Source organism: Bacilli bacterium (genome assembly GCA_035326105.1).
Taxonomy (GTDB): domain Bacteria; phylum Bacillota_I; class Bacilli_A; order RFN20; family CAG-826; genus UBA7706.
The window spans coordinates 1-13,135 of record DAOKYO010000001.1 but is presented as its reverse complement, the minus strand read 5'-3'; the positions used below and the strand labels follow the sequence as shown (position 1 = coordinate 13,135).

At 41.2% G+C, this 13,135-nt stretch carries 12 protein-coding genes and 1 rRNA gene; all 13 read left to right on the top strand.

Annotated elements, in window-relative coordinates:
- Positions 1-115: 115 nt before the first annotated feature.
- Positions 116-2,977, top strand: a complete 2,862-nt coding sequence (uvrA, locus tag PKC96_00065) for an excinuclease ABC subunit UvrA (GenBank protein ID HML99721.1) — start codon at positions 116-118, stop codon at positions 2,975-2,977.
- 50 nt (positions 2,978-3,027) lie between these two features.
- Positions 3,028-4,308, top strand: coding sequence for a prolipoprotein diacylglyceryl transferase (lgt, locus tag PKC96_00060; GenBank protein ID HML99720.1), 1,281 nt, complete (start codon positions 3,028-3,030; stop codon positions 4,306-4,308).
- A 5-nt stretch (positions 4,309-4,313) separates the two neighbouring features.
- Positions 4,314-4,955 (top strand): HAD family hydrolase, encoded by a 642-nt coding sequence (locus PKC96_00055; GenBank protein ID HML99719.1) that lies wholly within the window; start codon positions 4,314-4,316, stop codon positions 4,953-4,955.
- Positions 4,948-5,859 carry a thioredoxin-disulfide reductase gene (gene trxB / locus PKC96_00050; GenBank protein HML99718.1) on the top strand — a complete coding sequence of 304 codons (912 nt, stop codon included), beginning with the start codon at positions 4,948-4,950 and terminating at the stop codon, positions 5,857-5,859. Before PKC96_00055 ends, trxB begins: the two co-directional genes overlap by 8 nt.
- Before the next feature lie 203 nt (positions 5,860-6,062).
- Positions 6,063-6,329, top strand: a complete 267-nt coding sequence (locus PKC96_00045) for a hypothetical protein (GenBank protein ID HML99717.1) — start codon at positions 6,063-6,065, stop codon at positions 6,327-6,329.
- 229 nt (positions 6,330-6,558) lie between these two features.
- On the top strand, positions 6,559-7,413 hold the full coding sequence (rapZ, locus tag PKC96_00040; protein ID HML99716.1) for an RNase adapter RapZ: 855 nt from the start codon (positions 6,559-6,561) through the stop codon (positions 7,411-7,413).
- On the top strand, positions 7,413-8,393 hold the full coding sequence (gene whiA, locus PKC96_00035; protein HML99715.1) for a DNA-binding protein WhiA: 981 nt from the start codon (positions 7,413-7,415) through the stop codon (positions 8,391-8,393). Before rapZ ends, whiA begins: the two co-directional genes overlap by 1 nt.
- A 1-nt stretch (position 8,394) precedes the next feature.
- Positions 8,395-8,616 (top strand): helix-turn-helix transcriptional regulator, encoded by a 222-nt coding sequence (locus PKC96_00030; protein HML99714.1) that lies wholly within the window; start codon positions 8,395-8,397, stop codon positions 8,614-8,616.
- A 145-nt stretch (positions 8,617-8,761) separates the two neighbouring features.
- The gene (gene gap / locus PKC96_00025; protein HML99713.1) at positions 8,762-9,796 is read left to right on the top strand and encodes a type I glyceraldehyde-3-phosphate dehydrogenase; all 1,035 of its coding nucleotides are present in this window, start codon (positions 8,762-8,764) and stop codon (positions 9,794-9,796) included.
- A 64-nt stretch (positions 9,797-9,860) separates the two neighbouring features.
- The gene (locus PKC96_00020) at positions 9,861-11,075 is read left to right on the top strand and encodes a phosphoglycerate kinase (GenBank protein ID HML99712.1); all 1,215 of its coding nucleotides are present in this window, start codon (positions 9,861-9,863) and stop codon (positions 11,073-11,075) included.
- 1 nt (position 11,076) lies between these two features.
- Positions 11,077-11,835: a triose-phosphate isomerase gene (tpiA, locus tag PKC96_00015; GenBank protein HML99711.1), complete on the top strand. Its 759-nt coding sequence runs from the start codon at positions 11,077-11,079 to the stop codon at positions 11,833-11,835.
- Positions 11,836-11,918: 83 nt separating this feature from the next.
- Positions 11,919-12,623, top strand: a complete 705-nt coding sequence (locus PKC96_00010) for a Bax inhibitor-1 family protein (GenBank protein HML99710.1) — start codon at positions 11,919-11,921, stop codon at positions 12,621-12,623.
- Between the two features lie 452 nt (positions 12,624-13,075).
- Positions 13,076-13,135 (top strand): 16S ribosomal RNA (locus PKC96_00005); the annotation flags it as partial.

The window sequence follows — 13,135 nt, the reverse complement described above, 5'->3', positions numbered from 1 at the left end:
CCAAGCCGAGGTAATATTGCTTTTCTTCCTTTAGTCTGATGGTAAAAAAAGTAGTCAAAACAATATCATGATTTGCTTACATGGGGTAAAATAACTAAATGAGGTGTTACTAACTATGTCCCGTGATGAAATTATTATTAAAGGCGCTCGCAACAACAATCTAAAGAATATTGATTTGACGATTCCCAAAAATAAACTGGTCGTTTTTACTGGGCTGTCCGGATCTGGAAAATCGACTTTGGCCTTTGACACGATATATAACGAAGGACAGAGGAGATTTGTCGAGAGTCTTTCAAGTTATGCTCGGCAGTTTTTGGGCGGAGTGGAAAAACCGGATGTTGATAGTATCGAAGGATTGTCCCCGGCCATCAGTATCGATCAAAAAACGACATCAAATAACCCGCGCTCCACCGTGGGGACGGTTACGGAAATATACGACTATCTACGTCTTTTGTATGCGCGAATCGGCATACCTTTTTGTCCAACGCACAACGAACCAATTATCGCTTTTACCGCGACGGAAATTGTCAATATGCTGATGGCAAATCCCGAACGTACCCGCCTACAGGTGCTTTCACCGATTGTTCGTGATGAAAAAGGGACCCATAAGGAAACTTTGGAGAAAATTCGCGCTCAAGGCTTTGAGCGACTTAGAGTCGACGGAAGCATGGTCAGAATCGGTGAACTGGCCGAGTTAGAAAAAAACAAGCGTCACAGCATTGATATTGTTATTGACCGTATTGTCTTAAAAGACGATATTCGTTCACGGCTTTTTGATGCCGTTACCTTAGCGTTAGATTGGAGTCATGGCTATATCCGAGTCTTGGTTGATGACGACGAGCGTTTTTTCTCCTCCCATCATACCTGCAAGTACTGCGGCTTTTCGGTACCTAAGCTTGAACCTCGGCTTTTTTCTTTCAATGCGCCAATCGGCTGCTGCCCGGATTGTAACGGATTAGGAATAAAACAAGAAGTAGACCCGGAGCTGTTGGTCCCGAACCCTAATCTTTCCATTAACCAAGGGGCAATTGATTATTACAAAAATACCGTAGGAACGACGAATCTTGAATGGCAAGAATTTGCCCTTCTTTGTGACTTATATAAAATTCCTCGGAATATCCCCTTTCGGAAATTGGAAGCTGAGCAGCGACATATTATCTTTTATGGTTCTCCGGTTCCACATAAGTATGTTTTAAAGTCCTCTTCGGGAAATCTCAATCATCGCGATGGAATAATTGAGGGCGTAAAGAATAAGATTGAACGTCTTTATCGTGATACCTCCTCGGAATTTATGCGGGACTATTATAAGAAGTTTCTTCGTGACACAGTTTGCACGACTTGCCACGGCGCTCGTCTGAATCCGGCGGCTCTTTCGGTCCGTATCAATGATAAAAATATTTATCAAGTGACGCAGATGTCGATCCGTGATTCTTTAACGTGGTTTCTTAGTTTGGATGAGCATTTAAGTCCGACTGAGAAAGAAATATCGAAATTAGTTACAAAAGAAATAACCAATCGTCTTCAATTTTTGGCCAATGTTGGCCTTAATTATTTAACTTTAGATCGAATGGCGATGACCCTGTCCGGCGGTGAAGCCCAGCGAATTAGATTGGCCACGCAAATCGGTTCCCGCCTAAGTGGAGTTCTCTACGTTCTTGATGAGCCATCAATCGGACTTCATCAGCGCGATAATGACCGATTAATTGCGACGATGAAGGGCATGGTGGATTTAGGCAACACGCTAATTGTTGTCGAACATGATGAAGATACTATGCGCGCGGCCGATTACTTGGTTGATATTGGCCCGGGAGCGGGAATCCACGGTGGCGAAGTAGTAGCCACCGGCAGTATTGAGGATTTGGAAAAAGCTCCGCGCTCATTGACCGGAAAATATTTATCCGGCGAAAAATATATTCCCTTACCGCCGGTTCGCTTAAAGGGAAATGGAAAGTACTTAACCATCAAAGGCGCACGACAAAACAATTTAAAAAATTTGACGGTGAAAATCCCCCTAGGAGAGTTTGTAGCCATAACCGGAGTTTCCGGATCGGGCAAGTCATCTTTGATAACTGAAATTTTGTATAAGGGTTTGAAAAGAGCCATTGGTCAGGGGGAAAGTTTAATTCCCGGCGACTTTGATTCAATAGAAGGAACCGAAAATATTGACAAGATCGTCGATATTTCGCAGGAGCCAATCGGGCGTACCCCACGTTCCAATCCGGCGACTTATACCAAAGCGTTCGATGAAATCCGCGACCTTTTTGCGGAGACAGTCGAAGCTAAAAGCCGTGGATTTAATAAAGGAACTTTTTCTTTTAACGTCCCCGGAGGAAGATGCGAGAATTGCCAAGGAGCAGGGGTTACCCGGATTCCGATGAATTTTTTGCCTGATGTCTATGTTAAATGCGATGTATGCGACGGCCATCGATATAATGAAGAAACTCTGTCGGTTACCTACAAGGGTAAAAATATTTATGATGTATTAAATATGACGGTGGAAGATGCGCTGGCTTTCTTTGTTAATCGCAGCTCAATTGAAAGAAAAATACAAACTTTGAATGATGTGGGTTTGGATTATATTAAACTTGGCCAGCCGGCAACGGAACTTTCCGGTGGGGAAGCGCAAAGAGTTAAATTGGCTTTTGAATTACAAAAAAAGCCCACGGGCAAAACTATTTATATTTTGGATGAACCGACGACAGGTCTTCATACGGATGACATTGCCCGCTTACTTGATGTTTTGCAAAAAATTGTCAATAATGGCGACACGGTTGTGGTAATCGAGCATAATCTTGATGTTATAAAAGTAGCTGATTGGATAATAGATTTAGGCCCCGAAGGAGGAGATGGTGGCGGACAAATTGTTGCAACTGGGACTCCGGAGCAGGTCGCGGACAATCCAAAATCTTACACCGGGCAGTACTTGAAACCAATCTTGGAAGCTACTCGGAAAGCAATGCGGCGGTATGCCGATTGAGTTAATGTCTCTATTGTGCTAAACTCGGGAAGTGATTGAGGAATTGTAATATGTACGCTAATTTTATTTTTTGGCTTGGTATCCTAGTTACCCTTGTAGGCGGGGGATTGTTTTATTTGTATTTTTCACCGATTTTCAAGGCAAATAATCAGAGTATTTCATTTAAAAACATTGCTTATCGAAAGTTGTTTGTAGCGGTTGTAACGATAGCAATTGGAATTCCGATTTTATTCGCGGGCATAATTTCCATGAATGAAATATCGGGTTTAATTGGCTATAAAGTAATGACCATCGGCGGCGGTTTATTATTTGGTTTAGCCTTTTCGGTATTCCTCTTTGGCTTAATATTCTTTTTTGGAAAAGATAATGTTGGCAAATTCAAGCGCATGGTTAAATATAGCGCGATAATTGGCGGCCTGTTGTCTTTAATCGCAATCTTTATTATCTTGGATGGTTTCACTTATCTGGAATTGATTACCTATCCGTTAGTGTATCAAATAGTTATTTATAAGGGATTTTCCGTTCATTTTTATGCTCTATTTATTCTTGGTGGAGCGATATTAGTTTACTTTATCTGTGATCATTATTTTTATATTGAGTATGGGAAACATGGATTAATTGAAAATCTGTTTTATATTGCTTTTCCGGCTGGGATTGTCGGTGCACGCCTCTGGTATGTGATCGGCAATTGGTATCGTGAAGGATTTAATGAAAGGCCACTGGACGCATTTGCGGTTTGGGATGGAGGACTTGCCATCATGGGCGGGGCCCTTCTCGGTGGTATCGTAGGCATTCTATTTTTAAAATGGAGACGAAAATGGATTCCGACGCGCCATGCCGCTGATTTAATTGTTCCAACTATTTTAATTGCCCAGGCAATCGGACGATGGGGTAATTTCTTTAATCAAGAGGTATATGGAAATATCACCAACAGCGCTTATTGGTGGTTCTTGCCCGAGTTTATTGTTCGCCAAATGACAATTTCGGGCTCAATGCGCGTTCCGCTTTTCTTGATTGAGGGAATTGTCAACCTGTCGGGGTATTTTATAATTCGCTATGCCGTCGGTCACGGGTTAAAAAAGTATACCAAGATGGGCGATTTGGCGCTTCTATATGTTATATGGTATGGCTTGACCCGCTTTATTCTTGAGCCGATGCGCGATCCCGCTTTTAATATGGGAACAAACGATAAATGGTCATGGATTTGGTCAATCGTCTTTATTGCGCTTGGAGTTTTGGCGATTGTTGCCAATCATCTATATGAGCGTTATCATACGCCTAAAACGGGCACAATTGACGATGGCAAAGTCGCAATTAAAGTGAAAAAGTAATAGATATGTATAAAGCTATTGTTTTCGATATGGATGGGACTCTTGCCGATACTGACTTGGTGATTGTTGCCACTTATATCAAAATGTTTAAAAAGTTTCGCCCTGATTTTGTTCCGTCTTTAAAAGAAATGGTGTATTTTTCCGGGCCGCCGCTTGATTTAACTCTGAAAACTTATTTTCCCAACTACGACTATGATTTTATTCTCAAGGAATATAAGCGTTTATCTAAACCCAACTATAAAAAATACATTCTTCCCTTTCCTAACGAAAGAGAGGCACTGGAAAAATTGAAATCCTATGGCTATCATCTAGTGGTATTAACCAATAAGGTTCATTCGGCAACGATGCTTTCGCTTGCGTTAATGAACATACCGGCGTCTTTATTTGATATGATAATCGGTAGTGACGATATGCCCCTTCCTAAACCGGACCCAAGCGGGATGCGAATCGTCATGGAAAAATTGCGTCTTCAGTCAAATGAGGTTCTCTATGTTGGAGACAATGGGGTTGATTTTCAGCTTGCCGAAAATGCGGGGATTGATTCCATGTTAGTTACTTGGACATTGAGGGAGATTCCCCAATATGCCAAGCCCAAGTATTTTGTTTCTTCATTTGCCGATATAGTGGAGGTATTAACTAATGGATAGAAAAACAGATGTGACAATTGTCGGCAGCGGTCCTGCCGGAATAACAGCGACCATTTATTTAAAAAGAGCGCTCATTGATGTTGTCTTGTTAGACAAATATGTTCCGGGCGGAAAAGTGAATTTTACGGCGGAAATTGAAAATTATCCCGGATTTAACAAAATAACCGGTCCCGATCTTGCCGGAAAGTTCTTTGAACAAGTTCAAAACTTCGGGGTTGAAGTTACTTATGGTGATGTACTTGATATTGAAAAAAAAGACGATGAATTTAAGGTTATAACCGACGACGGAACGATTACGAGCAAGTTTGTTATTTTTGCCACGGGTACCGATGAGCGCAAAATGAATATTCCCGGCGAAGATGAATTCAAAGGAAAAGGTGTTAGTTACTGTGCGGTTTGCGACGGATCTTTTTATAAAGGAGAAAACGTGGCTGTTGTCGGAGGTGGGAATTCCGCGCTTCAAGAAGCGCTTTATCTTTCCGGCTTCGTTAAGAAAGTCTTTCTTATTCATCGCCGACAGGGCTTTAGAGCTGATGAACTATTGGTGAAAAAAGTGAAATCGACGGGCAATATCGAATTGGTTCTCGACAGTGTAACTTTGGCGGTTGAAGGAGAAAAGTTTGTCTCGGGAATAAAAATTAAAAATGCGATCACCGGCGAAGAAAAAATATTGCCGGTCAAAGCCGTTTTCCCATACATTGGGCAAATCCCGGCGACTAAAGGGCTATCCAAACTTCAGGTCCTTGATGAGCATGGATATGTTATTGTGGATGAAAATATGGAAACAAAGGTTGGCAACTTATTTGGAGCCGGCGATGTTGTAAAAAAGAATCTTCGCCAAATAGTTACAGCGACTAATGATGGGGCTATCGCGGCGATAGAAATAACCCATCGTTCTCTTTAGAGATGATAACCATTAGTAGGCAAAGGATTTTGCCTACTTTTTATTAATCGAAGATTAACAACAGCTGACTGCGGTTACTTGTTACCTTTTAAAAGCACTTCATCAACTAAGCACTAAAGTTCCTTTCTCATTACATTTACATTGCTTTTTAGATTACTTTTACTGATTATTGTTTATAGATATACTTTTAAGGAGAATTTAAAATGGCTAAAAGAAATTCATATTATTTAGCGGGTTTGTTGGCTTTCGTGGGAATTCTGTTGTCTACGATATGTTGGATAATTGAGGGATTAGGCGGAAATATACCATTTATTGCTTGGATAGGATCATTGTCACTCCTTTTGGCGGCTTTTATTTCCGCATGGAGTTTTGTTTCCACCCAAAAAATAACATGGCGATATGTTTATTTTGTTTTGGTTGTTCTGTCAATATTTGGCTGGCTGATCGGCAGCAACATAATACACTTTTAAATCAATTTAAATTTTGTTTCATAAAAAAACCGGTACACTCTATTTCAGATAGGTAAAAGAAAACGGTTAGTTTGCTTTTTGAAGACCAATTTTTTGCCATAGAAACGGTCTCAATTATTTAGCAAACGGAAAATATCAATATTATTTGAAAAGAAACTATCAATTTATTTTTCTTTTTTTGTTATTTGATTGTCGTTTTTCATTGTAAAATAAAAGGCGAGGTAGTCTGATGAAAAAACAACTGGTTATTTTAACGGGATTAAGTGGCGCGGGACGTTCGACCGCCTCTTTTGTGCTGGAAGAATTAAAATATCGAGTTATTGATAATTTACCGGCGGAACTGATTGAAAGCCTACTGAGTCTTTTGATTAACGAACCCAGTCATCATAGTGCCAAGACCGCCATAACGATAAACATTATGGAAGCGGAGAAACTTATTCTATCGCTCAAAAACAGCAAAGATTTCGATATAAAATTATTTTTGTTCGTGGCATCTAAGGAAGATATTATTAGCCGATATAAGTTAACCCGGCATTCACATCCGCTTCAAGTCAACGGATTGTCGCTTGAGGACGGAATAGATAAAGAAATGCAAATGGAGACTCGGATTCGTGAGCAAGCGGATTTTTTTATCGATACCAGTAATATGCGAGTCATTGATTTGCGGAAGCAAATGTTTTCAATACTAAAGAATTCAAAAACTCCGGCCATTAAAATCAATCTTGTCTCTTTTGGCTTTAAATATGGACTTCCTTTAAATGCCGACATTGTTTTCGATGCACGATTATTACCGAATCCGTTTTATATTCCTGAGCTAAGAAACAAAACAGGAAAAGATCAAGCGGTTGTGAAATTCTTGAACAATCAAAGTCAAAGCGAAGAATTGATCAATCGCATTTTCTCATATCTTACCTTTTATTTATCGAAGGCGAGCGACGAGGCTCGGGGAATGATTGTGGTGGCAATTGGGTGCAGCGGTGGTCAGCATCGTTCGGTTTATTGCGTTGAAAAAGTGGCGGAAAAATTAAAGGGAACATTTTCTATATCAGCCACACATCGCGATCTTAGACGGGGTGAGCGCTGATGTTTGATTATATTTCCTTTACGATGATGGTTAAAGAAGACATCGTACGTCCCAAAGAAGAGGGCGAGACTAAATATGCTTTAGCGCGGAAAAAAGCTATTCTTTCCGCCTTTATGCGGATGAACGGTTCGCTGTCGATCGCAGCGCGCCAAGCGCGCCTTTTGCTACGAACAGAAAACGCCAAAGTGGCAAAATATATTTACTCTTTAATAAAAGAATTCTATGGAATCGACCCATCCTTTCATTATCAAAAAAATATGCATTTTAAGAAGAATACATATTACATTATTGCAATTGAAGACCGGGTGGATTTTATTCTTGAAGATTTATCAATATCCTTTCCAGGTGGAGCGATTGATCGAAAAATTGTCTATAGCGACGATACGGCCAGCGGTTATGCAACCGGAGCTTTTTTGGCTCGGGGCTCGGTTAATTCGCCAAAAAGTGGCAATTATCATTTAGAAATAGCAACTAAAGACGAAGTTTTAGCCAACAAACTTTGCCGCCTTATCGAACGTTTTCATCATGCCAATTTTACGCCCAAAGTCATTCAAAGACGCGATTACCATGTGGTATATTTGAAAAAAAGCGACCAAATTGGGGAATTTCTGATCTTTATTGGGGCGACAGCTTCCTCCCTGCAATATGAGAATGTGCGCATTGATCGCGATATGCAGAATGCTTCACAAAGAATGGCGCTTTGTGACGAGCATAATTATCAGCGAACTCTGTCTAGTGCCCAAAATCAGATTGCCGATATAAAACTGATTGAACAAAAAATCGGCTTTAATCACTTTGATAATCCTAAATTGCGGCTTCTTTGCGAACTTCGACTGAACTACGAAGATGCTAATATGCAAGAATTAGCCGATCGCATGACGGAAAAATTGGCAACTGAGCGACCTATTTCCAAAAGCAACGTAGCCCATCTATTTCGCAGTCTGAATAAGATTGCAGAAAATTATCGGCGAGGAAAATAGAGTGTTTGGTATCAAAGAACAATTGGGCATGAGAATTGTCTATCTGCGTAAGAACCGGCATTGGTCACAGGAAGAGTTGGCTTTTCGCTCCGGCATAAATAAAAATTATCTTTCGGACTTGGAAAATGGCCGGCGCAACCCATCATTGACGGTCATCAGCCGGATTGCGGCCGCACTGGGAGTTTCTCTTTCCGAACTGTTTAAAGGCTTAGAAGATCTTTAATCGGTCAAAAAATGCCGAAAACGATACCTTTTTTTGATTGTCTCTCGCCAACAAATAATTTTTGCGCGCTTTCCGCTTATATCACCTACAAATTTATTAAATTTGTTGTATAATAAAACCGCAAAGTAATAAGGAGGACATTCAGATGTCAGTTAAACTTGCAATTAATGGCTTTGGTCGGATTGGTCGCTTGGCTTTCCGTCGGGCCGAAGAATCTGGCGAATTTGAAGTCGTTGCCATCAACGATTTAACCGACGCCGATAACTTAGCCTATCTTTTGAAATATGATACCGCACACGGAAACTTCGCTAAAGATGAAATTTCTGTCAGTGCCGATGGCAAGTCCATCATCTTTAAAGGCCGTGAAATCCCGGTTATTGGACAACCCGATCCAAACTTGATCAAGTGGTCCGATTATGGAGTTGATATCGTTCTTGAGTGCACAGGCCGTTTCAAAGGCTATGAAGATGCTAAAGTCCATGTTGAAGTGGGCGGAGCTAAAGGCGTTGTTATTTCGGCACCGGCCGATAAGGGAACACCAACCTTCGTATATGGTGTCAATAGTCAAAAGTTAACCAAGGACATGATTGTTATCAGCGGTGCCAGTTGCACAACCAACTGCTTGGCTCCAGTAGCAAAAGTTCTTAATGAAAAATTTGGTTTAAAGGGTGGATTTATGACAACCGTTCACGCTTATACCAATGACCAGACTACGCTTGATCTCCCTAAGAAAAAGAATCTTCGTCGGGGACGGGCGGCCGCAGCCAACATTGTTCCAACATCAACTGGAGCAGCGAAAGCAATCGGCTTGGTTTTACCGGAAATTGACGGACGTCTCCAAGGCGGAGCACTCCGGGTACCGGTAATTGATGGATCTTTGGTTGATCTTTCACTTCTTTTAGAAAAGAAAGTCACGGAAGAAGAAATTAACGCAGCGATGAAAGAAGCTAGTGAGACAACACTAAAAGACGTTCTCGGCTATACCGAGGATGAAGTCGTAAGTTCCGATATTATCGGCATTACTTATGGTTCATTATTTGATGCCACCCAAACGAAGGTTTTCGAAAAGGACGGCACCCAATATGTCAAAGTGGTTTCCTGGTATGACAACGAATATAGTTATACCTGCCAATTCGTCCGTTTAGCCGGCGAAATGGCCAAAGTCTTGGGCGTTAAATAATCATAAAAGATTAGAGGAAGCGCCCTTAGTGGGCGCTTTTTTTCAAAAAACAAGGAGATTAAAAATGAAATTAGTCAGTGACTTAGATGTCAAAGGCAAAAAGGTTCTTGTCCGAGTTGACTTTAATGTCCCATTAAAGGATGGAGTTATTCGGGATGATAACCGAATGGTCCAAGCACTTCCGACAATTAAGGAATTGCTCGATAAAGGCGCGGCGGTTATCTTAATGAGCCATCTTGGAAAAATCAGTTACAAGAAGACCCCGGAAGAAATTGACGAAGCTAAGAAGAAAAACAACATGGTTTTTCTGGTTAACCATCTTCAGGAGTTGCTTCCTAAGAATGATGTCAGTTTTTGCCCAGATACACGGGGCGAAAAACTGGCCTATTTTGTCGATATGCTTAAACCAGGAGAAGTATTACTCGTCCAGAACACCCGTTATGAAAAGGGCGAGGAAAAAAATGATTCGGTCCTTTCTCAAGAATGGGCTTCAATAGCCGATGCCTTCGTGATGGATGCGTTTGGCAGTGCCCACCGGGCACATGCTTCGACCTATGGCGTTCCCGAAGTGATGAAAGCGGAGGGGAAACCGGTCGCAGTCGGTTTCTTGGTTGAAAAAGAAGTCGAAAATTTAACGCGCTGTGTCGAAGTAAAACCGGAAGACCGCCCCTATGTCGCTATTTTGGGCGGATTCAAGGTTAGCGATAAAATCAAAGTCATCGACTCACTTCTAAAAAAATGCGATAAGATTTTAATTGGTGGAGCGATGGCATATACCTTTAAGAAGGCGTTGGGCTATACGGTTGGCACTTCGCCAGTTGAAAGCGATCAATTAGATTACGCCAAAAAGTGCTTTGAAGAAGCAAAAGGGCGCATTCTTCTACCGGTGGATAGCGTCGTTACCAACGGATTTGAAGGTTGGACAGAGAAAAAGGTCGTGGGTCAAGATATCCCTGAGGGATACGAAGGCATGGATATCGGCCCTGAAACGGCTAAAATATATGCCTCTGAAATTGCCAAATCAAAAATGGTATTTTGGAATGGGCCTATGGGCGTATTTGAACAATCAGATTTCGCTGTTGGCACCATTGAAATTTGTAAGGCGATCGCTGAATTAAAGGGCGCTTTTACCGTTATTGGCGGTGGCGATAGTGCAGCGGCCGTTGCCCAATTCGGCTATAAAGATGAGTTTAGTCACGTTTCAACTGGCGGAGGAGCATCATTGGAGATGATTGAAAATGATGGTCACTTGCCGGGAATAGATATTATTAGAGGTTAAAATGGGACGCAAAAAATTATTAGTTGGCAATTGGAAAATGAATAAGACGATTTTAGAGGCGGAAGCTTTTGCTAAAGCCTCATTGGACTTATCTGCCTTTGCCGAGCAACGCGAAATTGAAATCGGAGTATGCCCGACTTTTCTTGGATTAAAAACGGTTAAAGAAATCAATCCGAAATTGATTGTTGGTTCGCAGAATTGCAGCGAATTTGATCATGGTGCCTATACGGGTGAAATTTCAATTCCTATGCTTAAGGAGATTGGAATCAATTGGTGTCTTATCGGACATTCGGAAAGACGCTCGTATTACGGAGAAACCAATGAGCATTGCAATGCCAAGATTAAAGCTTTAATTGCGGCTGACATGGTGCCTTTGTATTGCGTTGGCGAAACCCTTGATCAGTTTGAAAAGGGCGAAACTAAAGCGGTGGTTGAAGAACAGATTCGCATCGGCCTTTCAGGTCTTTCGGCCGATGATGTTCGGAATTTAGTCGTGGCTTATGAACCGGTTTGGTCAATTGGCACCGGTAAAAATGCCAGCAAGGAAATAGCCCAAGAGGTCTGCGGATATATTCGCAAGCTCCTCCGTGCTTCCTTTGGAGAAAATGCGGAGAAGATTCGTATTTTATATGGCGGTAGTGTCAAACCGGTAAATGTCAAAGATTATTTGTCTGAACCGGACATCGATGGGGCTCTTGTCGGCGGAGCTTCGCTTGCCGTTGAAAGTTTCCGCGAACTCATTGCCAACATTGGCGAATAAAAAACAAAACAGAACTTCGGTTCTGTTTTTTATTATTTCCAACTTTAATATATGATATATTGTTTTTATATGGAGGCAACATTATGGCAACTTATGTAGATACGTCAACCAGGGAAAGAAATCGGCTTTTGTCAGCGTCTTTCGGCTGGATGTTTTTAGGCTTACTCATAACAGCGGTCGTCGCTTTTGGAACGGTTGGAATATTGTCCTTAGGTTTAAACGGCGCCAATCCGGAATTAGCTTTGAGTAAGTACCTTTGGCTTTTGGTCGGAAGCGCAATTTTTCAAATTATCTTAATTATTTATATTCAAGTTCGAGTGTTTAGACATGGTGGCGATGCCAATATTCTTATTCCTTATATATTATATACAGCGAATATGGGACTTATGTTATCGACTCTTATTTTGACCTACGAATTGGAAACGTTAGGCATCGCTTTCGGTTTAACCGCTGGCGTATTTGGAATTATGGCGCTCTATGCTCGCTATACTAAGCGCAATCTTTCTGGAGTCGGTCTCGTAGGAATCGGCCTCTTCTTTGGCAGCATCATTCTTATGCTGATAAATATCTTTATGCGGTCGACGCAAATTATGTGGATTGTCAGTTTTGTATCTTTTGGCGCCGTCATGCTTATTACTATGTATGATGTTTGGCGTATTACCAAAATTAGTGAGTCGGGTGTGGAGTCGCGCAACTTGGCTTTATACTTCGCTCTTACTCTTTATGTCGACTTCATTTATCTGTTTATGCGAATACTTCAATTCGTTGCCGCCGCTCGCAGCCGTTAGTGTAAGAATAAGGTCCTCCAATCCGGAGGACCTTTTATATTATTGAAACATGGCTATTCAATTAAATTAATCAGTATTTTTACTTTACAGGTGGCTATTTAAACGCCTAAATAGCGCCTTTTTTGTTTTATAGAAAAAAAGTTATTTTTTTAAAACAAATGTCTTGCAATGCCCAGTAAGTTAAAGTATAGTTAACAACGTTGCAACCGCTAAGGCGGAAAACAACAATCCGCTCTTAACTATGTTAAGGGGCGCAAAAAATGTCGAGCGAAAGATAAAAAAATCGCTTGACAACAAGCAAACCCAATGATAGTATAGTTAAGCGCAAATCAAGCGCAAGCCTATCATCTGTGAGAGCAGATGGCGCATCTGATCTTTGAAAACTAAACAGAAGTACAAGCAAAACAAACGTCAATTTTTTAACCAGTATGAATAATTAGACTAGGAAATATAACTTAGAGAGTTTGATCCTGGCTCAGGATGAACGCTGGCGGCGTGCCTAATACATGCAA